General features: G+C 63.7%; 17 protein-coding genes. 7 read left to right on the forward strand and 10 right to left on the reverse strand.

Annotated features, from left to right (window positions below; translation table 11 throughout):
- Positions 1–268: DUF3391 domain-containing protein (locus FG94_RS16520; RefSeq protein WP_036213957.1), on the reverse strand; the 268-nt coding region annotated here is incomplete at its 3' end.
- Between the two features lie 148 nt (positions 269–416).
- Between FG94_RS16520 and FG94_RS16525 the strand changes: the two genes are divergently transcribed.
- The 3 genes from FG94_RS16525 (at position 417) to icmF (ending at position 8,597) form a co-directional block, all read left to right on the forward strand.
- Positions 417–1,349, forward strand: coding sequence for a LysR substrate-binding domain-containing protein (locus FG94_RS16525; RefSeq protein WP_036213961.1), 933 nt, complete (start codon positions 417–419; stop codon positions 1,347–1,349).
- A gap of 184 nt (positions 1,350–1,533) precedes the next feature.
- Positions 1,534–5,091, forward strand: a complete 3,558-nt coding sequence (locus FG94_RS16530; protein ID WP_036213963.1) for an indolepyruvate ferredoxin oxidoreductase family protein — start codon at positions 1,534–1,536, stop codon at positions 5,089–5,091.
- Positions 5,092–5,309: 218 nt separating this feature from the next.
- On the forward strand, positions 5,310–8,597 hold the full coding sequence (gene icmF, locus FG94_RS16535) for a fused isobutyryl-CoA mutase/GTPase IcmF (RefSeq protein WP_036213966.1): 3,288 nt from the start codon (positions 5,310–5,312) through the stop codon (positions 8,595–8,597).
- Positions 8,598–8,645: 48 nt separating this feature from the next.
- On the opposite strand, the gene FG94_RS16540 is transcribed toward icmF, so the two are convergent.
- Together FG94_RS16540 and FG94_RS16545 are read right to left on the reverse strand one after the other, a co-directional pair.
- On the reverse strand, positions 8,646–9,734 hold the full coding sequence (locus tag FG94_RS16540) for a hypothetical protein (RefSeq protein ID WP_036213967.1): 1,089 nt from the start codon (positions 9,732–9,734) through the stop codon (positions 8,646–8,648).
- Positions 9,735–9,736: 2 nt separating this feature from the next.
- Positions 9,737–10,006, reverse strand: a complete 270-nt coding sequence (locus tag FG94_RS16545) for a MoaD/ThiS family protein (RefSeq protein ID WP_036213969.1) — start codon at positions 10,004–10,006, stop codon at positions 9,737–9,739.
- Positions 10,007–10,141: 135 nt separating this feature from the next.
- Here FG94_RS16545 and FG94_RS16550 point away from each other — a divergent pair, with 135 nt between their 5' ends.
- The 4 genes from FG94_RS16550 (at position 10,142) to FG94_RS16565 (ending at position 15,322) form a co-directional block, all read left to right on the forward strand.
- Positions 10,142–10,456, forward strand: a complete 315-nt coding sequence (locus FG94_RS16550) for a hypothetical protein (protein ID WP_036213972.1) — start codon at positions 10,142–10,144, stop codon at positions 10,454–10,456.
- Between the two features lie 170 nt (positions 10,457–10,626).
- Positions 10,627–13,404, forward strand: a complete 2,778-nt coding sequence (gene prsT, locus FG94_RS16555; protein ID WP_036213974.1) for an XrtA/PEP-CTERM system TPR-repeat protein PrsT — start codon at positions 10,627–10,629, stop codon at positions 13,402–13,404.
- A gap of 295 nt (positions 13,405–13,699) precedes the next feature.
- On the forward strand, positions 13,700–14,365 hold the full coding sequence (locus FG94_RS16560; RefSeq protein ID WP_036213977.1) for a hypothetical protein: 666 nt from the start codon (positions 13,700–13,702) through the stop codon (positions 14,363–14,365).
- Positions 14,366–14,449: 84 nt separating this feature from the next.
- Entirely contained in the window at positions 14,450–15,322 is an 873-nt protein-coding gene (locus FG94_RS16565; RefSeq protein WP_036214072.1) for a ThiF family adenylyltransferase, read from the forward strand.
- Positions 15,323–15,394: 72 nt separating this feature from the next.
- Here the strand turns inward: FG94_RS16565 and pepA are convergent, their stop codons facing one another.
- The 7 genes from pepA to FG94_RS16600 form a co-directional block, all read right to left on the reverse strand.
- Positions 15,395–16,252, reverse strand: a complete 858-nt coding sequence (gene pepA, locus FG94_RS16570) for a flocculation-associated PEP-CTERM protein PepA (protein ID WP_081926037.1) — start codon at positions 16,250–16,252, stop codon at positions 15,395–15,397.
- 149 nt (positions 16,253–16,401) lie between these two features.
- A complete protein-coding gene (locus FG94_RS16575; RefSeq protein ID WP_036213981.1) occupies positions 16,402–17,067 on the reverse strand; it encodes a class I SAM-dependent methyltransferase in 666 nt (221 codons plus the stop codon).
- Between the two features lie 125 nt (positions 17,068–17,192).
- Positions 17,193–17,921, reverse strand: a complete 729-nt coding sequence (locus FG94_RS16580; RefSeq protein WP_036213983.1) for a hypothetical protein — start codon at positions 17,919–17,921, stop codon at positions 17,193–17,195.
- Positions 17,922–18,145: 224 nt separating this feature from the next.
- Positions 18,146–18,886, reverse strand: coding sequence for a GAF domain-containing protein (locus tag FG94_RS16585; protein WP_161783974.1), 741 nt, complete (start codon positions 18,884–18,886; stop codon positions 18,146–18,148).
- Between the two features lie 82 nt (positions 18,887–18,968).
- Positions 18,969–20,063 (reverse strand): nucleotidyltransferase family protein, encoded by a 1,095-nt coding sequence (locus FG94_RS16590; RefSeq protein WP_036213984.1) that lies wholly within the window; start codon positions 20,061–20,063, stop codon positions 18,969–18,971.
- Entirely contained in the window at positions 20,060–20,983 is a 924-nt protein-coding gene (locus FG94_RS16595; RefSeq protein WP_051996849.1) for an HprK-related kinase A, read from the reverse strand. Before FG94_RS16595 ends, FG94_RS16590 begins: the two co-directional genes overlap by 4 nt.
- The gene (locus FG94_RS16600; protein ID WP_036213987.1) at positions 20,977–21,276 is read right to left on the reverse strand and encodes an HPr-rel-A system PqqD family peptide chaperone; all 300 of its coding nucleotides are present in this window, start codon (positions 21,274–21,276) and stop codon (positions 20,977–20,979) included. Before FG94_RS16600 ends, FG94_RS16595 begins: the two co-directional genes overlap by 7 nt.
- Positions 21,277–21,278 lie beyond the last annotated feature (2 nt).

The raw sequence follows: 21,278 nt of genomic DNA on the forward strand, positions 1-21,278 counted from the left end.
GCGCGGCACGCTGCAGCTCTTCACCCAGGGACACGCGGGTGACGATCCGCGGCGCGGCGGCGATCGCCGTCACTTCCGCTTCGGTGGCGGCATCGGCCTGCGCCAGGGTCGGCGCGTCGTCCACGTCCAGGCCCTTGCTGCAGTCGATGACGACAGCGCGGATCTTGGCATTGCGGATCTTGTAGATTTCTTCGTCCGTGGTGAGCTCGAAACGGGCGCGCACAAACGGATGGTCCATCCAGCCGCAGTCGAGATCGTGGATATACATACCAATCCTCAGCTGCGATGCATCCACCTTTTTCAACATGTCGCTACTCTGCTCTGTAATAATGTCGGCGCCCATCGGCCACGGGGCAGTATAACAATTTTGTTACACACAATCATTATTTGTTGCTTGCTGGACACAACACTGCAGGATGGAACTTCGTCAACTCCGGTATTTCGTCGCCATTGTCGATCACGGCTCGCTATCGCGCGCCGCGCTGGTCCTGCACGTGGCGCAGCCGGCCTTGACCCAGCAGCTACGCCAGCTCGAAGAAGAACTGGGCGCGCAGCTGCTGCACCGCTCGGCCCATGGCGTCGTCAGCACCGACGCCGGCAAGATCTTTTACGAACACGCGCAGGCCATCCTCAAGCAGGTGGCCGATGCCCGTTCGGCGGTGGTGCAGTCGACCACGCGGCCTTCGGGCAGCGTGTCGCTCGGCCTGCCGCACAGTATTTCGGGTGCGCTGGCGCTGCCGCTCCTGAAGGCCACCCGGGCCAGATATCCGGAAATTACCCTGCAACTGACCGAGGAAATCTCGGGCAGCCTCACCGAACAGCTCAAGTCGGGCCGCCTGAACCTGGCGGTGCTGTTCGACGTCGTCCCGGCCGGGCATTTCACCGCCACCGCACTGGTCGAGGAAGACCTGATGTTCATCTGCCGGGCCGGCTCGAACTTCGCACCGGCGGTGGACAGGCTGAGCCTGCGCGAGGCCCTGGCCAGCACCCTGATCCTGCCGGCGCGCCAGCACGGCGTGCGGCCGCTGGTCGAGCAGGCGGCGCAAGGCGCCGGCCTGGCGCTCGGCACTGTCCTCGAAATCAACTCGCTCGCCATCCTGCGCTCCGCCCTGCTGGCCGACCTGGGCGCCACCCTGCTGCCGGTCGCGCCGCTGCTGGCGGACATCGAACGCGGCGCGATGGCCGCCTGGCCGGTGGGCGCGCCGGCGGTGACGCGCCGCGTGACCCTGTGCGCCTCACGGAATATCCCGCTGACAAATGCCTCCGCGGCGATCGCGAAACTGGTGCGCGAAGTGACCGAAGACCTGTGTGAACGCGGCGCCTGGCCGGGTGCACGGCTGGTCGCATAACGGTCATCAGTTTTACTTATACCCCCATCCGCATTCCCTATTGGCCCTGGCGGGTCGAAGTCCCTACACTCCACGCGAATAAAAGTGCCTTAGCACGCCTTGTCGCTACCGCGACCCCGTTCCATCCGCCCTGCCTACCCGGCAGCCAGCCCGGAACACCCGATTCACGATCTTGGAGACACCCATGCCTGATACCGTCACGCCACAAGCGGCGACGCCGGACTATTCGTCCCGCCTGACCACCGTTACCCTCGACGACAAATACACCGCCAGGACCGGCAACATCTTCCTGTCCGGTATCCAGGCCCTGGTGCGCCTGCCGATGATGCAGCGCGAGCGCGATGCCGCCGCCGGCCTGAACACCGCCGGCTTCGTGTCCGGCTACCGCGGCTCGCCGCTCGGCGGCCTTGACGAGACCCTGTGGAAGGCCAAGGGCCACCTGGAAGCCAGCCACGTGCAGTTCGTCCCCGGCGTGAACGAAGACCTGGCCGCCACCGCCGTCTGGGGCACCCAGACCGTCGACCTGATTGGCCCCGCCAAGTACGACGGCGTGTTCGCCATGTGGTACGGCAAGGGCCCGGGCGTGGACCGCTGCGGCGACGTCTTCAAGCACATGAACCACGCCGGCACCGCGAAGCATGGCGGTGTGCTGCTGGTGGCCGGCGACGACCACGGGGCCTACTCCTCGACTCTGCCGCACCAGTCCGACCACATCTTCTCGGCCTGCATGATCCCGGTGCTCTACCCCTGCAACGTGCAGGAATACCTGGACCTGGGCGTGCACGGCTGGGCCATGTCGCGCTACTCGGGCTGCGCGGTGGCCTTCAAGGCGCTGGCCGACACGGTCGAATCGAGCGCCTCGGTCGACGCCAACCCCTTCCGGGTCGAGGTCAAGTATCCTAAAGACTTCATGATGCCGGAAGGCGGACTGAATACCAGGCTGTCGTCGGTCCCGCTGGGCCAGCAGGCGCGCGCGCAGGAAGCGCTGATGCAGGACTACAAGATCTACGCGGCCCTGGCCTACGCCAGAGAAAACAAGCTCAATCGCACTACCATCGACAGCCCTGACGCCAAGCTGGGCATCATCGCCTCGGGCAAGTCCTACCTGGACGTGCTGGAAGCGCTGGAAGAACTGGGCATCGACGAAGCGATGGCCGAGAAGGTCGGCCTGCGCCTGTACAAGGTGGCGATGATCTGGCCGCTGGAGCCGGAAGGCGTGCGCGAATTCGCGCAGGGGCTGGAAGAGATCCTGGTGGTCGAAGAGAAGCGCCAGGTCGTCGAGTACCAGCTCAAGGAACAGCTGTACAACTGGCGCGACGACGTCCGTCCGCACATCGTCGGCAAGTTCGACGACAAGGGCGAATGGGTGGCGCCGCGCGGCGACTGGCTGCTGCCGCCGAAAGCCGACTTCTCGGTGGCGCAGGTGGCACGCGTAATCGCCGGCCGTATCGCGCGCCTGATCTCCGATGACACCACCCGCGATTTGATCCGCGCGCGCCTGGCCTTCCTGGAAGCCAAGGACGCCGTGCTGCAGAAGGCGATCACCACGCCCTTCCGCCCGGCCTTCTACTGCTCCGGCTGCCCGCACAACACCTCGACCAAGGTGCCGGACGGTTCCTTCGCGCTGGCCGGCATCGGCTGCCACGTGATGGCGACCTCGATCTACCCGGAGATGAACAAGCTGACCACCCACATGGGCGGCGAAGGCACGCCGTGGATCGGCCAGGCCGCGTTCTCCAAGGTGCCGCACGTGTTCCAGAACCTGGGCGACGGCACCTACTTCCACTCGGGTTACCTGGCGATCCGCGCGGCGGTGTCGGCCAAGGTCAACATCACTTACAAAATCCTGTACAACGACGCGGTCGCGATGACCGGCGGCCAGCCGGTCGACGGCACGACGTCGGTGCCGCACATCGCCCAGCAGATGGCGGCCGAGGGAGTGAAACGCATTGCGCTCGTGACCGAAGACCTGTCGCGCTATGCGGACCGCTCGAACCTGCCGGCCATGGTCACCCTGCACGACCGCAAGCACATGGACGACGTCCAGCGCGAGCTGCGCGAACTGCCGGGCGTCACGGTCATCATCTACGACCAGACCTGCGCCGCCGAGAAGCGCCGCCGCCGTAAAAAAGGCGAGTTCCCCGACCCGAACCAGCGCATGGTGATCAACGAAGCCGTGTGCGAAGGCTGCGGCGATTGCGGCATCCAGTCGAACTGCGTCTCGATCCTGCCGAAGGAAACGGAGTTCGGCCGCAAGCGCCAGATCGACCAGTCCTCGTGCAACAAGGATTACTCGTGCGCGAAAGGCTTCTGCCCGAGCTTCATCACCGTCGAAGGCGGCACGCTCAAGAAGAGCAAGACCGGCGTGCCGAAGAGCGGCAGCGAAGACGGCTGGGGCGCCCTGCCCGAGCCGAAACTGCCGAGCGTCGAGCATCCCTACAACATCCTGATCAACGGCATCGGCGGCACCGGCGTGATCACCGTCGGCGCGCTGATGGGCATGGCCGCCCACCTGGAAGGCAAGGGTGCGTCGGTGCTGGACATGACCGGCATGAGCCAGAAGAACGGCTCGGTGACCTCGCACGTGAAGATCGCCGCCACCCCGGACCGCCTGCGCGCCCAGCGCATCGCCACCGGCGAAGCGGACCTGATCCTCGGCTGCGACATCCTGACTACCGGCGCCGCCGATGCGGTCTCCAAGATGCGTCCAGGCCGCACCCTGGCCATCGTCAACCTGCACGAGCAGCCGACCGGCACCTTTGCCCAGCAGCGCGACTGGGAATTCCCTTCTGGCGACGTGCGCTCGCTGATCCTGGAAGCCGTGGGCGGTGAATCGGGTGTCGATTTCGTCGATGCGACCAAGCTGGCGACCGCGCTGATGGGCGACTCGATCGCGACGAACCTGTTCCTGATGGGTTACGCGTGGCAGAAAGGCCGCATCCCCTTGACTGAAGCCGCCCTGCTGCGCGCGATCGAACTGAACGGCGTGGCCGTCGCGTCCAACAAGATGAGCTTCCTGTGGGGCCGCCGCGCAGCAGTGGACTTCAAGCGCGTCGAGAAGCAGGCGATTCCCGCGCAAGCCATCGTGGTGCAGATGCCGCAAAGCCTGGACAGCGTCGTCAAGAAGCGCGTCGAGCACCTGACCGGCTACCAGGACGCCGCCTATGCGGAGGTCTACAAGAACCTGGTGGAGCGCGTGCGCACGGCCGAATCGGCGCAAGGCCTGGGCAACAAGCTGTCGATGGCCGTGGCGAAGAACTACGCCAAGCTGATGGCCTACAAGGACGAGTACGAAGTGGCGCGCCTGTACACCGACGGCCAGTTCGTCGAGCAGCTCAAGACCCAGTTCGAAGGCGACTTCTCACTCAAGTTCAACCTGGCGCCGCCGATGTTCGCGAAGAAGGATGCCAAGGGCCACATGGTCAAGGCGCAGTACGGCTCCTGGATGTTCGGCGCCTTCAAGCTGCTGGCCAAAATGAAAGGCCTGCGTGGCGGCGCCTTCGACGTCTTCGGCAAGACCGCGGAGCGCAAGATGGAGCGTGCACTGATCGTGGAATACCGCGAGATGGTGGAAGCGCTGGTCGCCAGGCTCGACGCTTCGAATTATCTCGAAGCGACCGAACTGGCTTCGCTGCCGGAACAGATCCGCGGCTTCGGCCACGTGAAGGAAAAGGCCGTGGCCGAGTTCCGTGCGCGCAAGGCTGAGCTGCTCTCCGGCAACGTCAAACGTCGTGCTGCTTGAGTAAGCACTAACGCTAAACAACGTCATCCCGGCGCAGGCCGGGATCCAATTTCCTTCGCATCCTGCTGTCGCTGGTATAAGACACGTGCGTTGAACTTGGGTTCCGGCCTTCGCCGGAACGACGGCCTGGGGCGGCGTGCCCGGCTTGACGTTAACGTTAACGTCATATACCGTACCGAGATACCCCTGTCCTCCCGAACTCCCAAGGACCCAATCCAATGAACGACATCACCCCCGCCGCGAAACTCGACCTGCCGGAGCAGCCGAAGCTGGCCAACAAGGTGCGTTTCGTCACCGCCGCCTCGCTGTTCGACGGCCATGACGCCTCGATCAACATCATGCGCCGCATCCTGCAGTCGAACGGCGCCGAAGTGATCCACCTCGGCCACAACCGCTCGGTCGACGAAGTCGTCACCGCAGCCCTCGCCGAAGACGTGCAAGGCATCGCCATCTCGAGCTACCAGGGCGGCCACGTCGAATACTTCAAGTACATGATCGACCTGCTGCGCCAGCGCGGCGGCGCCCACATCAAGGTGTTCGGCGGCGGCGGCGGCGTGATCGTCCCGAGCGAGATCGAAGAACTGCACGCCTATGGCGTCACCCGCATCTTCAGCCCGGAAGACGGCCAGCGCATGGGCCTGGTCGGCATGATCCGCTCGATGCTGGAAAGCTGCGACGTCGACCTGTCGTCCTACGCCCCGACCTCGATCGACGCCTTGCAACAAGGCGATATCGCCGCGCGCCATCGCCCGCTGGCCCAACTGATCACGGCCCTCGAGAACGGCAAGGCCGACGAAGGCCTGCGCAAGCAGATCGTCGAAGCCGCCGACAGCGTCAAGGCGCCGGTGCTCGGCATCACCGGCACCGGCGGCGCGGGCAAATCCTCGCTGACCGATGAACTGATCCGCCGCATCCGACTGGACCAGGGCGACCGCCTGAACATCGCCGTCATCTCGATCGACCCGTCGCGCCGCAAGTCGGGCGGCGCCCTGCTGGGCGACCGTATCCGCATGAACGCGATCAATCCCTGGAACGGCCAGGCGCGCGTGTTCATGCGCTCGCTCGCCACCCGCGAAGCCGGTTCCGAGATCTCGCAGGCCCTGCCTGACGTGATCGCCGCCTGCAAGGTGGCCGGCTTCGACCTGGTGATCGTCGAGACCTCGGGCATCGGCCAGGGCGACGCCGCCATCGTGCCGCATGTCGACACCTCGATGTACGTGATGACCCCGGAATTCGGCGCCGCCTCGCAGCTCGAGAAGATCGACATGCTCGACTTCGCCGACTTCATCGCCATCAACAAATTCGACCGCAAGGGCGCCCAGGATGCGCTGCGCGACGTCTCCAAACAGTACCAGCGCAACCGCGAACTGTGGAGCAAGCAGCCGGACGAGATGCCGGTCTACGGCACGCAAGCCTCGCGCTTCAACGACGACGGCGTCACTGCCCTGTACCACGGCCTGCTGCCGAAGCTGGCCGAGCTGGGCCTGCAGGTGGAGCCAAGCAAGCTTGCTGCACCATCGCAGAAGTATTCGAGCGGCAAGAACGTGATCGTCCCGCCGGCGCGCGCCCGTTACCTGGCCGAGATCGCCGATACCATGCGCGGCTACCACCGCAATGTCAAGAAGCAGGTGCAACTGGCGCGCGAGCGCCAGCAGCTGAGCGAAACCAAGCGCATGCTGGCCGCCGCCAATCGCGAGGTAGTCCTGGACGACCTGATCACCGAGCGTGACAACGCCATGGAAGGCAGCGCGAAAAAACTGCTGGCCATGTGGCCGGACATGCAGGCCGCCTATGCGGGCGACGACTACGTCGTCAAGATCCGCGACAAGGAAATCCGTACCCGGCTGGTAGCCAAGACCCTGTCGGGCAACCCGATCCGCAAGGTCGCGCTGCCGAAGTTCGAGGACCACGGCGAAGTCCTGCGCTTCCTGATGCTGGAAAACGTGCCGGGCTCCTTCCCCTACACCGCCGGCGTGTTCGCCTTCAAACGCGAAGGCGAAGACCCGACCCGCATGTTCGCGGGCGAAGGCGACGCCTTCCGCACCAACAAGCGCTTCAAGCTGGTCTCGACCGGCATGGACGCGAAACGCTTATCTACTGCTTTCGACTCGGTGACCCTGTACGGCGCCGACCCTGCGCTGCGTCCGGACATCTACGGCAAGGTCGGTAACTCGGGCGTGTCGATTGCGACCCTGGACGACATGAAGGTGCTGTACGACGGCTTCGACCTGTGCAGCCCGTCGACCTCGGTCTCGATGACCATCAACGGCCCGGCCCCGACCATCCTGGCGATGTTCATGAACACCGCCATCGACCAGCAGATCGACAAGTTCGTGGCGGACAATCATCGCCAGCCGACCGACGACGAAGCCCAGAAGATCAAGGACTGGGTCCTGATGAACGTGCGCGGCACTGTGCAGGCCGACATCCTGAAGGAAGACCAGGGCCAGAACACCTGCATCTTCTCGACCGAGTTCTCGCTGAAGGTGATGGGCGACATCCAGGAATATTTCGTCCACCACCAGGTGCGCAACTTCTACTCGGTGTCGATCTCGGGCTACCACATCGCCGAAGCGGGCGCGAACCCGATCTCGCAGCTGGCCTTCACGCTGTCGAACGGTTTCACCTTTGTCGAGGCCTACCTGGCTCGCGGCATGCACATCGACGACTTCGCCCCGAACCTGTCCTTCTTCTTCTCGAACGGCATGGACCCGGAATACACGGTGCTGGGCCGCGTGGCGCGCCGCATCTGGGCCGTCGCCATGCGCGACAAGTACGGCGCCAACGAGCGCAGCCAGAAGCTGAAGTACCATATCCAGACCTCGGGCCGCTCGCTGCACGCGCAGGAAATCGACTTCAACGACATCCGCACCACGCTGCAGGCCTTGATCGCGATCTACGACAACTGCAACTCGCTGCACACCAACGCCTACGACGAAGCGATCACCACGCCGACCGACGAATCGGTCCGCCGGGCCCTGGCGATCCAGCTGATCATCAACCGCGAATGGGGCCTGGCGAAGAACGAGAACCCGAACCAGGGCGCCTTCATCATCGACGAACTGACCGACCTGGTCGAAGAGCAGGTGATGCAGGAGTTCGAGCGCATCGCCGAGCGCGGCGGCGTGCTGGGCGCGATGGAGACCGGCTACCAGCGCGGCAAGATCCAGGAAGAGTCGATGCTGTACGAGCACAAGAAGCACGACGGCTCGCTGCCGATCATCGGCGTGAACACCTTCCGCAACCCGAACGGTCTGGGTGCTCCGGCGACGATCGAGTTGGCGCGTTCGACCGACGACGAAAAGCAGTCGCAACTGACCCGCCTGGAAGCCTTCCACGCTCGCAATGCCGACAAGGCCCCGGCTGCCCTGGCCGCGCTGCAGCAGGCCGCGATCGACAACGAAAATGTGTTCGCCAAGCTGATGGACGCCGTGCGCGTCTGCTCGCTGGGCCAGATCACGACCGCGCTGTTCGAGGTTGGCGGACAGTATCGCCGCAATATGTAAGACCCTTCGCCGCCCACGCCCGTGGGCGGCGCACGGTGAGCATTGGTATTAAGCGAAGCTCACCGCATACACCGGCGGCAGCGTGGTGGACAAGGTCCGCCAGCTGTCGCCGCCGTTTTCCGAGATCCACACCCCGCCCGTCGTCGACCCCATCAGGAGGGTATGGCCGTCGCTGCTCACCGCCAGCCCGTGGCGGTACACCAGATCGTAGCAATGCTTCTGCGGCAGGCCATGGCGCAGCACCTCGAAGCTCTTGCCGCCGTCGTGCGTGCGCAGCACCGCCATTGCGGCGCCGACCGGGATGCGGCGCTGGTCCGCCTCCAGCGGCACGAACCAGGCGGTATTGCCGTCGGTCGGGTGGACCGCCACCGCGAAGCCGAAGCGCGACAGCGGCGCCGCCGTGATCACTTGCCAGCGCCGCCCGCCATCCTGCGAGCGCCACATGCCGTTGTGGTGCTGGCACCAGAGCACGTCTGGCTGGCCGGGACAGCGCACGATGCGGTGCGGATCCTGGATTTCCTCGTTCTCGTTCATCTCGGGCGGCATGTAGTCGGCGCGCATGCCGGTCGAACTGACGCTCCAGCTGGCGCCGCCGTCCTCGCTGCGCCAGGCGCCGCCGCAGGAGACGCCGACCAGCAGCTGCCCGGCGTCGCGCGGGTCGAGGCTGATGCTGTGGATGCCGGGCACGTCGTAACCGCCCCCGAACCAGTTGGCGCGCTGCGGCACGTCCCACAGCGGGCGCACCAGTTGCCAGCTGTCGCCATGGTCGCGCGAGACGAACAGGCCGCCGGGCAGCGTGCCCGCCCACAGCAGGCCGGGCTGGCCGGCATGGCCCGCCTCCAGCGCCCAGATCATGCGGTTGTTCCAGTCGGTCTTGTCTTCGCTATCCTCCGGCTTGGGCGGGTAGCTTGGTGCGGGCAGTTCGGTCCAGGTTTCGCTACCTCCGCGGCGGCGGTGCAGCTTGACCCCGAAATGGCCCAGGTTCAGGGCCGCATACAGGCTGCCGTCGCGCGGGTCCGGCAGCGCCATCGACACCGGCTCGCCCAGGAAATGGACCGGGCCGAAGTCCCAGCGGCCCGCTTCCTTGCGCAGTTCGAACAGGCCCTTGCGGGTCGACAGGTAAGCACGCTCGCTCATGTTCAGCCTCCAGAAAGGGCCTGCAGCACGTAGACCTGGCTGCCGGGCTGCAAGGGGTCGTCCAGGCGCGCCGGATCATGGCAGCGCCGGCCGTCGATAAAGATAGTCACGTTGGCGCGCAGCCGGCCCTGGTCGTCAAGCACGTAGCCGCGCAGCAGCGGATTGATGGCAAACGCATCTTCCAGGGCAGCGCGCAGTGCGCCTGCCGAGGTCTCGACCTGGGGCACGCTGGTAAAGCGCGCCAGTTGCTGGGTGAAGAACAGCCGTGCCATCGCCTGCGCCCATCATTTCTTAAGTGAAATGTCATTCTATGCCTGTCCGGCCGGCGCCGCATCTGTCCAATTCCGTGGGTCCTACATCCGCGGCTGGCCTAGAATGGACTGGACAACCATCCATGGAGTTCATGTATGCCGATCCAGCCCGAGCAACTTGCCGCCCTGATGGCCGAAGTCGAACAGGAAGATCCGATCGACTTCGCCGACCTCCCCTTTCCCGAAGACGAGCTGCGTACCCTGGTGGCCAGCCACCTGTGCGAAATGGCGGCCGCCATGGAAAACTTCAGCACCGAAGACCGCCTGATGACGCTGCTGGCGGTGTCGGCCAAGCTGGTGCTCGAAAACTTGGTGCTGCACGTTCAATTGTTGCGCCGGCATGGTCTTCCCGTGGGCGACAATGTCGAGGAATTACTGGGCCGCTTGCGTAAAGGAAACGCGCCAGAATAGCGCTTGTACCACCTGTCCAACACAAAATTTTTTGAGAGCAACAATCAAGAAATTTTTGCAACAATGTATCATCCATGTTGCGTTGGCACAGGATTCCATCATGTATTATTGTTGTCGAGTTAATTCTTCGCATTAACATGCGAATGCCAGACAACCCACAAGGAATTCCTATGTCGCGCCACGCCTCCAAGCTCAAGCTTTCCGCCGCACTTCTTTCCAGCGCCTTCCTGATGGCGGGTTTGTCCGCCTGCAGCAATAACCAGTCGACGGAAACACTACTGGCGGAAGCCAAGCAGTATCAGCAAAAGGGCGACCTCAAGGCGGCGATGATCCAGCTGAAGAACGCCGTGGCCAAGAGCCCGGAGGACGCCGAAGCGCGTATTCAGCTGGGCATGCTGCACCTGGAAATGGGCGATGCCGTCTCGGCGGACAAGGAACTGCGCAAGGCCCGTTCCCTCGGCGCCGATGCCGGCCGTGTCCTGCCGCTGCTGGGCAAGGCAAACATGGTGCAAGGCCGTGCCAAGGAATTGCTGGACGACATTTCTGCCGACCAGGCCAAAGGTTCGGCGCCACTGCTGGCCCTGCGTGGCGACGCCCTGCTGGTGACCGGCAAGCCGGACGAGGCCAAGGCCGCCTTCGAGGCTGCGCTGGCCATCGATCCGAACCTGGGCAGCGCCTACCTCGGCCTGGCGCGCCATGCCATGCTGAACGATGACCGCGCAGGCGCGGAGCGCCTGCTGGCCGAGGCGCTGGCCAAAGACCCGAAGAACCCGGACGTCTGGATGGCGCAAGGCAGCATGCTGCGCATGAACAACAAGGCTGACGAGGCCGTGGCCGCGTATGACGAAGCCCTCAAACTCAAGCCGAACGACCGCGATGCCTTTATCGAGAAGGCCTACGTCGAAATCGGCCGCGGCAAATTCCCGGCCGCCAAGCTGGCTGTGGAAGGCGCCGAGAAGGCGGCGCCGGGCAACCTGCTGGTGGTCTACGTGCGCGCCCTGTACGAGTTCTCGCAAGGTAAATATGCCGTCGCCCAGGAATCGCTGCAAAAGATCCTGAAAGTGGCGCCGGACCACATGCCGACCCTGCTGCTGGCCGGTGCCTCCGAGATGAACCTGGGCGCGGTGCAACAGGCAGAACAGCACCTGCGCAAGTATCTCGAGAGCAATCCGAACAATGTCTATGCGCGCAAGCTGCTGGCCCAGACCCTGCTCAAGAGCAGCCAGCCGGCCGATGCGGCTGCGGCGCTGGCGCCGGCACTGAAGGACGGAACCCAGGATGCGCAGCTGCTGGCCCTGGCAGGCCAGTCGCACATGCAGGTGCGTGACTTCAACAAGGCCAGCGATTACCTGGAGAAGGCGGCCGAACTGGCGCCCAAGGCGGCCGGCGTGCGCACCTCGCTCGGCATCTCGAAACTGGCGCAGGGTGACCAGGCACGTGGCCTGAAGGAACTGGAACTGGCAACTACGCTCGATCCCAAGTCGGCCGAAGCCAATGTCGCCCTGATCCAGACGCACATGGGCCTGAAACAGTTCGACAAGGCCTTGCAGGCGGTCGCCAGCCTCGAGAAGCAGCAGCCGGACAGCCCGCAGGTGCAGAACCTGAAAGGCCAGGTTTACCTGGCCAAGGGGGACGTCCCCAACGCGCGCGCCGCCTGGGACAAGGCGGTGGCGCTGCAGCCGGCCTTCCTGCCTGCGACCGCCAACCTGGCACGCCTGGACATGCAGGCGAAGCAGCCCGACGCGGCCAAGGGCCGCTTCCTGAAAGTGCTGGAAAAGGACAAGAACAATGTCGACGCGATGACGGCGCTGGCCGAATTGGCCCTGGTGCAGAACCGTCCCGACGAGGTCACGAGCTGGCTCGAGAAGGCCAGCAACGCCAATCCGGAAGCGGTGGCGCCGGCCCTGAACCTGGGCATGCACTACATCCGTACCAATCAGGCGCAGAAGGCCCTGACCCTGGCGCGCAAGCTGCAGCCCGCCAACCCGACGCATGGCGGCCTGCTCGAAATGATGGGCCAGGCGCAGATGGCGACCAAGGACACGGCAGGCGCCCTCGAAACCTATGGCAAGCTGGTGAACGTCATGCCGAAGTCACCTCTAGCCCAGGTGCGCCTCGCCAGCGTATACGCCGCCATGAAGAATGAAGCATCGGCCGCTTCCCATCTGAAGCGCGCCGTCGAGATGCAGCCAAACTTCGTCCCGGCACGCATTGCTCAGGTCGACATGGCGATCCGCGCCGGCCGCCACGATGAAGCCCTGCAAGTAGTGCGCGAGTTGCAGCGCGTAGATCCCAAGACTCCCCTCGGCTTTATGCTCGAGGGCGACCTGATGCTGGCACAGCGCAAGCCAGCAGAGGCGGTAAGCGCCTACGAAAAGGCGCACGCGCTGGCGCCGACATCGGAACTATTTGCCAAGACGCTGCAGGCACTGGGCATGGCGGGCCGAAGCAAGGACGTCAAGGCGCGCGGCACACAGTGGCTGAACCAGCATCCGAACGACGTGCCTGTCGCCCTGCTGGTGGCGGAATCGAACCTGGCCAGCAAGGAGTACAAGCCGGCGATCATGGTGCTGGAACGCGCAATTAAATCGGCGCCGAACAATCCGCTGGTGCTCAATAACCTGGCCTGGGCCTATCAGCAGGAAAAAGATCCACGCGCACTGGCGATGGCCGAACAAGCCTATAAACTGGCAGGCAACCATCCCGGCGTAATGGATACCCTCGGCTGGCTGCTGGTGGAACAGGGAGACACCGCGCGCGCACTGCCACTGCTGCAGAAGGCTGTCGAGAAAGCGCCGAATGCACCCGAAATCCGTTATCACCTGGCGGTTGCCCTGCATAAATCGGGCGACAAGCAGGGAGCACGCAAGGAAATCGACAAGGCGCTCGCCCAAAACGCGCCTTTCAGTGAAATTGATGCCGCGCGCGCATTGCTCAAGACCCTGTAAGTTTGATAATATATTGATATCAAACTGGTTTCGGTTCCGCTGCGCCGGTGGTGCTGCGGAATCGCCCCGATCGACGGAAACCGGGGCAGATTCCACATAAGCCACGCCTCGATGCAAGGACGTGGCACGCCAACCATCTCGGGCTTTCCTGAACCATCGCATGCCTGCATTCGGCATGGGATGGCGCTGTCCTGTTCCTCATCGGCCCAGGTTTCATTGGCTGCTTCCCTAGCGAACGCGCGATATATGTCAGTCGCGATACTATGGCAGCCTCTACTTTCGAGGATGTTTTATCGTGAATGACGATTCGTACGGAATTCGTCTACCGGATACTGCTGAAGGCCGAAACTCGGCCAGCATGCTCGTGAAACGCATGTATGCCCGTCGCGGGTATACCGGTTCGCGCCATGTCCTCGATGAGCATAATCGTGTGACGCTGACCGCCACCGACAAGGGTGAGGTGGTGGGCACGGTGACCATCGGCATCGATTCGGAGCTGGGCCTGATGGCCGACGAGTTGTTCAAGGACATTCTTGACGAGCATCGGGCGCGCGGCGCACGGCTGTGTGAATGCACCAAGTTAGCATTTGACCTCTCGGAGCGGTCGAGAGTTCCCTTGGCGAACGTATTTCATTTGGCACTCATTTATGCGCGCGACCTGTACGACTGCACCGACGTCGTCATCGAAATCAATCCGCGCCATCGCCGCTTCTATGAGCGCATGCTCGGTTTCCGCCAGCAAGGGGAGTTGAAAATCAATCCGCGCGTAAATGCCCCGGCTTACCTGATGCACCTGAGCCTCGATTACGTGAGCGAACAGGTCGAACGCCTGGGCGGAACCTTCGATACCCCCGCCGGCAGCGCGGAGCGCTCGCTCTACCCGTATTTCTTTTCCCCCCGCGAGGAACGCGGTATTATCAACCGCCTGTTGCGCATGGATGAGCACCACATTTCCTCATAGCGCAATATAGCGGTACCTGTATCGATAAGGCCGATCGCGCGCATGCGCGGCAGCGGCGCTTTACGTCAACTATTCCCATCCATGATGAAAAATCCGTTTCGCTACGAGCAGGCTTTTGCGCGCAATATTGGCTGGATCACTCCGGAAGAACAACAACGGTTGCGCAACAAGCGTGTGGCGATTGCCGGTATCGGCGGTGTCGGCGGGGTCCACCTGCTGACATTGACGCGCCTCGGTATTTCCAGATTCAATATCGCCGATTTCGACCGCTTCGATATCCCGAATTTCAACCGCCAGGTGGGCGCGATGATGTCCACGCTGGGCCAGCCGAAAGCCGAAGTCCTGGAGCGCATGGCGCGCGACATCAATCCCGAAGTCGACATCCGGGTATTTCCGGACGGCGTCGACGCCGGCAATCTCGACGATTTCCTGGGAGATGCCGACCTGTACGTCGACGGCCTGGATTTCTTCGCCTTCGACGCACGCCGCCAGACCTTTGCAAGATGCGCACAGCTGGGCGTGCCGGCCACCACCGCGGCGCCGCTGGGCATGGGGGCCGCCCTGCTGAACTTCATGCCGGGCGGAATGACCTTCGAAGAGTATTTCCAATGGGGCGACTTGCCGGACATTGACAAGGCGATCCGTTTCGCCATCGGCCTGGCGCCGGCCGGGCTGCACCGGCCCTACCTCGTGATGCCGGAAGCGGTGAATTTCGACGAGCAGCGCGGCCCGTCGACCTTCATGGCCTGCCAGCTGTGTGCAGGCATCGTCGGGACCGAAGCGCTGAAGATCCTGCTCGGCCGCGGCAAGGTGCTGGCGGCGCCCTATGGCATGCAGTTCGACGCCTACCGCAACAAGCTCAAGCAGACTTGGCGCCCTGGCGGCAGCAGCCATCCGATCCAGAAGCTGGCCATTGCAATCGGCAAGCGTCAGTTCGGAAAGCTGTCCAAGGACTGAACCGCAAAAAAATCCACTGCCGAGGCAGTGGATTTTTACTCCTGGATCCGGCAAGGCCGGATTCGACGAAGATTACTTGGCTTGCTTGCGGCGCTTGGCAGCGGCGCTCAGACCCAGCAGGCCCAGGCCCAGCAGGCCCAGCGAGGTCGGTTCCGGCACACCGAACACCACGTCCAGCGAACCATTGATGGTCTGGGTGCCAGTCGGGGTAAAGTTGTTCAGCTGGCCCGCCTGGAAGGACAGGTTGTAGAACGGACGCGGATCGACGAAGAAGTTCAGGCCGGCTTCTTCCAGCGAGAAGGTGGTGGTCGAACCGAAGCTGCCGCAGTTGATCGCCCTCGGATCGCTGTTGCCGCAGGTTTCCAAGGTCGGATCCAGGGTGCCGACACCGCGCACGGCTTGGCCGCTGGCCAGCAGGAGGTCGTCATCCACGCGGCCAGGCTGGAACTGGAAAGCGTCCGCGCCGGTTGCCGGCGGGGTGTAGAAAAGGGTATTGAAACGGCTGATGGAGTCGTTGTTCTGATCGAGGAACAGCTGGAAGCTGCCCGTACCCGGAGTGAAACGGAAGGTGGTCACGCCAGTTGTGCTGGTCGAGAAACGGCCCGAAGCCTGGTAGGTCGCATACATGCCATACCGGGCGCCCAGGCCCGTATCGGCGCCTTGGTAAGGCGTATTGCCGTCATTGGCGACAAATTGACCGGCAACCCACAGCAGCGACACATTGAAGGTGCCGTCGGGGTTGAAGGTTGCAACTTCGGTGTAGTTACCGGTGATTTTATCGGCGGTGAAACCATCGTCCGCGCGAGTACCACCTGGCGGCACGACAACGAAATCTGGGAGAACCGTAGCTGCCTGAGCGCCGGCAGTTGCGAACAGCGAGAGTGCAGCAGCTGCACCAGCAATCATCTTCTTCGAAAACAGTGCCTTCATTTTGATCTCCTAAGTGGGTCTAAGCTTACACAGGGTATATAGCAAAGACTGTGCCAGAATAATTTTTCCTTCTTTTTCAAACACTTAGAATAAAACCAAAATGATGCTGTCGAGAGATGTAAAAAAACCCGACAGTGAATGGCAATGTGTCAAACAGGTTTACGCGCCACAACGTTCCAAGTATTCCCCGACCTGAACTCCGAAGCGATTTCATAGCCGGCGTCCAGCATCTTCTGCCGGATGTCCTGTTCGCGGAACGGGCTGTACAGGATGCCCTTCTTGATGCCCCAGTCGTTGATACGTTGCGCCGCCCAGCGCAGCGGCGCGAAACCGCTCGGATATAGCAGCACATTCGCCGCCAGCGTTCCGCCCGGCTTGAGCACGCGCAGGATGTCGCGCAGCGCCCCGTCGACGGTCGGGAAGCAATGGATCGAGTTGGCGATGTTGGCCGTATCGAAGTGGTTGCTCGGAAAAGGCAGGTCGGCGGCATCGGCATGCTGCACCTTCACCTGGGGATCCTTGGCGAAACGCTTCCTGGCGCCGGCCAGCATCGAAGGCGCGTAGTCGATGCCGACCACGTTCACCTTGGGCAGCTTGCGGCGGCGGCGCCAGTTGAGGATCATTTCCAGCAGGGTTCCGGTGCCGCAGGCGACCTCCAGGTGATCCGGGCCGAAATTGGGGCCGAAGAAACGCATCTGGGTGCCGATCGTGCTGTTATAGGCGAACGTGAGGATGAAGAAGCCGCGGATGTCGTACCACCACGGCTCGGATGAGTAGGCTTCGGCGATTTCATCACGGGTTTTACCGCTCGTCATGGGCATTCCTTGCTGTAAATGGTGAAGAGAAGAAAGTGAATATAGGAGCTTCTGCAGCTAGGAGCAAGCTGCAGATGACTGCCAAAGGGATTTTTGTTCAACTACCCCACGCGGAGGGGCTGGAATCAGCCAATGCGTTTCAGGCGCGCAATGATACCGGCCTCTTCGCGAGGCGAGAAAAAGTAGGGAAACAGGGAGCGGTCGCCAACCGCGTGGTCGCCCTTCCCCGCCACCTCGGCAATACGCTGGGTGCCGCGGGCGATATGCCCGCGCAACAGCACGGCCGGCGCGTCGACGCGCGGATTCGGCCGCGATTCGCATTCGACCCGGAAGTCGAGCATGACTTCATAGAAGCGGCGGTGGCGCGGATTCACTTCGATGAAGATGTCGCTGCACTGGTGCAAATCCCTGGCATAGATGAAGGCCACATGGAACAGGGAGGCCAGCACCGCCTTGGATTTGATCGCCGGATCGAAGGCGAGCTTGATGATCTCGCACACCTTGCCTTGGGCGCGGTAGGGATCGATATGATCCTGGAATACCTGGTCGGCGAGCAGGCCAACGTCCGAATCGAGGTTGAGGCTCAGCGTACCGATGACCCCATTCTTGTTCGACGCCGTCAGGGTAATCCGGTTGGGGTCCTCGCCGATATGGTGGTTGCCGCTATAGCCGCGCCACGCATACATCTTGCTGATGAGCATACTGGCGGAACTTCGCTGCTCGTCGACGTCGGCGGCACGGATGCCGAACACGCTCTCGTTGATGGTGACGTCGACAATGCTGGGCGAATACGCATCTGTCCCGTCGTCAGCAGGTGCAGGGCTGACGGGTTCTGTCGTTAAGGTGTCGAACATGTGTACTCTCCTGGCGGAATGGACGCGTCATGCCGCAGCCGGGACTGCCTCATATCATAGCACTCGAAATTCTAATTTGGCAACAAATTGTTCTAAAGAATTTTATCTACATCATATCGAACAGCATGCCCCTCCTCCACCCCCATCTATGGGGCGACAGGAGATGGCCCAAATCTGGATTCTGTACCGTTGGGAATTGATCACGCCGCAGTAAGGCCGTGGGTTTAGTGCGCCTGCTGCTCTTGCTGGATGTCGTGATTCAGCTGACCGATCAGCTCGGAAGCCGCAGACAGAATCTGGGCCGAGCCAAAGCCCGCCCGGTGCATTTCGCGAAAGAACGAACGCGCCAGTATCCTGGCGACCTGTTCAGGGTTACGGTAAGCCAGCCTTGCCGTTTCCGGCGGCGCCCCTTCCGTTTCCTGCAGCAGCGCCAGCTGGGCGAAGCGCGAGTCGAGCAGGTGTCGCAGGTGACGTACCTGCAGGTAGCCGCCCAGGGATGAGGCCAGGAGCTGGAGCAGGCACAATGCCGTTTCGTCGAAGGCTGCGGCGTCCTTGCCGTTGGCGGCATTGAGCACCCCGACGATGCGCCCCTCGACACGGATCGGCGCACAGACGAAGCTGCTTCCGAGCTCCGTCCCGCGCCGTGCAAGCGCTGCGAATTCCGATTTCCGGATGTCCGCGACCAGCAATGCATTCCCGCTGGCCAGTACGCGGCCCGAAATGCCTTCGCCGCGCCGGATGGCCGCCTGCAGCGCGGCACTGGGCAAGGGACCATGATGGGCATGGATGCTCATGCACGGCTCGCCTTCCCCTTCGCTCCCCAGCAGCATGACCGAACAGCTTGCCGCGCCGATCACGCCGGCCGCGCGCCGGACCTGGTCCTGGAGGCTTGCCTGCTCCGGGCCTTGCGCCAGTGCCTGTTGCAGGGCTTGTAAACGGATCAGGGGAAGGGATACTGCCTGCATGCTTTCCTCGCGCAAGGATGAGTTGGTGATACCGATTTCAACATATTTCATTTATAGCATGCTATTGAAACCGGCCGTGTTATCACATTTGCTCTGCCCCGGCGGTGCGTGGTGAGATCAAGGCCTTGTGAAACAGGTGGCGCGCCAGCATCGGTAGCGGCATGCGCAGCCAGTTGCCGCGCAGGTAGAGCGCGCCCTGCGCCAGTGGGGTAAGGCGGTCGGCGCAGCTCGGGTGGAGCGGGACCAGGTTACGCAGGAAGATTCCGTCCATCAGGGTCAGCAGGGGTGCGGCAGGCCGGCCTGCCGCCGCGGCCTCGGCCAGCACCGACGCCGGCACCGGGGTCCCGAGCAGCCGGCTGCAATAGCGCAGCGCATAGAACAGCGGCCGCGCCAGCTGCAGCTGGACGGCGCGCGCCGCCAGTCCTTCCCAGAAGCCGGGCGCGGCGCCGAAGTGCAGCAGCAAGCGGTGCAGGTCGAGCAGGTCGCGCAGGCCATGGTCCGTTTCACCTTCGGAGAACAGGTGCACCGCACTGTGCAGCACCAGGTCGTGCGGCGCCAGCATCCACAGATGCTCGCTTCCGGGGATCGGCCGGGCCGCGGCACGCAGCAGTGCCGGATCCGGCCGCGCACGCGCGGTCTCCGGCAGGATGGCATGGTGCACGTCGATGGTACTGCCGCGCTCGACATGATCCATCGGCGGCAGTTCGTGCATCCATTCGCGGTAGTAGCGCTGGTCGTAGGGGTCCTGCTTTGCGCTGGCCCAGCCGTGCAGCATCAGCGCCGCCTCGACTTCGCCGATGCGCTCCTTCGGCACCAGGATGTCGACGTCGGAAAAGATGCGTCCCTGCGCCGGCGGCAGCCCGGCCAGGACATAGGCGGCCCCCTTCAGCAGGATCAACGGCAGGCCGAGGCTGGCCAGGGCGCGCCGGATCTGATCCACTTCGAAGCGCACGGCGCGCTGGTGCGCCTGCAGCACGACGCCGGCCCATTCCAGATGCCGGCGCGGGGCCGGCGGCACCGACGCCAGGAGGCCTGCTTCGGCGAGGCTGGCTCCCAGGGTGGCGGCCAGGCCGGCATTCGCCGCCTGGCGCAGCAGCAGGTCCCAGTCGGCCAGGCCGAGTCCTTCGACCCGCGCCGGATCGCGCAGGACCTCGACCAGCAAGGGCAGCGGCTTCATGAAGTGCCGCCTGCGAAACTGTCGAAAACGGCCATGGCATCGTCGAGCCGGCCGTAGCTGAACGTGTATCCGCTGCAGCCCTCGACCAGGCGTCCGAGGACGTCGAAACCCTGCCCTCCCAGCACCGCGTAATTGAAGGCGTTATCGACCATGCCGGTGAACAGGCGCGCCTTCGGCATCGGCACCAGGCTGGCCGGGGCGTCCGCTTCGTACCTGGGAAACACGACGTGGGTCGCACGCGCAGGTTCCGCAGCGGCGGCGACGCTGGCGCCCGGCGCCCGCATATGCGCGATCGTCCCCTTGGAAGTGCCATGGACCTCGGGGCCGAACAGAGCGTCCGGCGCATAGCTGCGCAGCACGCCGATCGACGCGTTCTTGAGGCTGACCGGGCGCGCCAGCGGCAGCAGCGCCAGGTCCTGCGGCCTGACCAGGGTCAGCTCGTCCGACAACAGGCGCCAGCCGCGGCTGGCAAGGGCGGCGCACAGGGTGCTCTTGCCGGAACCCGGCGGCGCCGGCAGGATCACGGCGGCATTGCCGCGCTGGAGCACGGCGGCGTGGATGATCAGGTAGCCGTGCGCATGGTGCGATACGCACCAGTTCATCACCCATTCGAACATCGGCAAGGCCTGCTCCAGCGGCAGCGGCTGGAACGGCACCTGGCCGTCGCTGTCGAATCGCACCTGCGGACGGTACCAGCGGCGCAGGCCGCCCGAGCGGCGGAAGGCGAGCTGGAAGTCGGCAAAGCCGTCCTCGCCCTCGACGGGATAATCGGCATACAGCAGCGCGATGGCATCGGCCAGGTGGGCGATGTCGGTATGGATACGGCTGCGGAAAGGGCCGGTGCGCAGCACCAGGCCGGGACCGGACAGGGCAAGGCGGCGCAGCATTTCTCCGCGGCCGAGGCTGGCCAGCGTCAGCATGGACAAGATTCGATCAGGCTGAGCTGCGACATTTCATCGAGCAGGACATGCAGTTCGGCACCGACGCTCGCGTCGTCGATCTCGAATTCATCCAGCAGCCTGGATGCCAGTGCCGCCATGGATGCAGGGCCTGGACGCAGCGCCTCGAGCACGCACAGCGCTACCGGTCCGAGCAGGTGGGTCGCTCCGGACAGGTCGTTGTACAACACGGCCTCCTCGTCCCAGCAGCGGTAACGAAGCGACTGGCCCTCGATCAGACGCCATACCGCATGCGACAACTCGACCGGCAACATCC

Source organism: Massilia sp. LC238 (genome assembly GCF_000735635.1).
GTDB classification, from domain to species: domain Bacteria; phylum Pseudomonadota; class Gammaproteobacteria; order Burkholderiales; family Burkholderiaceae_D; genus Telluria; species Telluria varians.

Bases quoted from the DNA above. Each gene is read 5' to 3' on its own strand.
- FG94_RS16525 (WP_036213961.1), top strand. From the start codon at position 417: ATGGAACTTCGTCAACTCCGGTATTTCGTCGCCATTGTCGATCACGGC.
- FG94_RS16540 (WP_036213967.1), bottom strand. From the start codon at position 9,734: ATGAGCGAGCGTGCTTACCTGTCGACCCGCAAGGGCCTGTTCGAACTG.
- FG94_RS16585 (WP_161783974.1), bottom strand. From the start codon at position 18,886: ATGCAGGCAGTATCCCTTCCCCTGATCCGTTTACAAGCCCTGCAACAG.
- pepA (WP_081926037.1), bottom strand. From the start codon at position 16,252: ATGAAGGCACTGTTTTCGAAGAAGATGATTGCTGGTGCAGCTGCTGCA.
- FG94_RS16575 (WP_036213981.1), bottom strand. From the start codon at position 17,067: ATGACGAGCGGTAAAACCCGTGATGAAATCGCCGAAGCCTACTCATCC.
- FG94_RS16530 (WP_036213963.1), top strand. From the start codon at position 1,534: ATGCCTGATACCGTCACGCCACAAGCGGCGACGCCGGACTATTCGTCC.
- FG94_RS16545 (WP_036213969.1), bottom strand. From the start codon at position 10,006: ATGGCACGGCTGTTCTTCACCCAGCAACTGGCGCGCTTTACCAGCGTG.
- icmF (WP_036213966.1), top strand. From the start codon at position 5,310: ATGAACGACATCACCCCCGCCGCGAAACTCGACCTGCCGGAGCAGCCG.
- FG94_RS16600 (WP_036213987.1), bottom strand. From the start codon at position 21,276: ATGTTGCCGGTCGAGTTGTCGCATGCGGTATGGCGTCTGATCGAGGGC.
- FG94_RS16580 (WP_036213983.1), bottom strand. From the start codon at position 17,921: ATGTTCGACACCTTAACGACAGAACCCGTCAGCCCTGCACCTGCTGAC.
- FG94_RS16550 (WP_036213972.1), top strand. From the start codon at position 10,142: ATGCCGATCCAGCCCGAGCAACTTGCCGCCCTGATGGCCGAAGTCGAA.
- FG94_RS16590 (WP_036213984.1), bottom strand. From the start codon at position 20,063: ATGAAGCCGCTGCCCTTGCTGGTCGAGGTCCTGCGCGATCCGGCGCGG.
- FG94_RS16595 (WP_051996849.1), bottom strand. From the start codon at position 20,983: ATGCTGACGCTGGCCAGCCTCGGCCGCGGAGAAATGCTGCGCCGCCTT.
- prsT (WP_036213974.1), top strand. From the start codon at position 10,627: ATGTCGCGCCACGCCTCCAAGCTCAAGCTTTCCGCCGCACTTCTTTCC.
- FG94_RS16565 (WP_036214072.1), top strand. From the start codon at position 14,450: ATGAAAAATCCGTTTCGCTACGAGCAGGCTTTTGCGCGCAATATTGGC.